Raw genomic sequence first — 234 nt, forward strand, 5'->3', positions numbered from 1 at the left:
CTGACGGACCCGGTCGGCTCCAACTACCCCGGTGCCGTCCTCGCCCTGCAGGAAGTCACCAAGGACGTTTACGACAAGGCCCCCGTGGGCCACGGCGTGAGCGGCGCCAAGGCTCCCTGGGCGACCAAGCTCGAGAACGTCACGAAGTCGCAGTACGACGCCTACACCGGCGTTGGCTACAAGAAGATCGACGCCAAGGGCAACTTCACCATCACCCACTACTACCTCAAGGCG

The 234-nt window shown here is 64.1% G+C and carries 1 pseudogene; it reads left to right on the top strand.

The window, feature by feature from the left end:
- Positions 1 to 234 (top strand): annotated as a pseudogene (locus ACSC1Q_RS43295) (trypsin-like serine peptidase); the annotation flags it as partial.

The sequence above is a fragment of the Streptosporangium heterodermiicola genome, from assembly GCF_051390675.1.
GTDB lineage: Bacteria > Actinomycetota > Actinomycetes > Streptosporangiales > Streptosporangiaceae > Streptosporangium.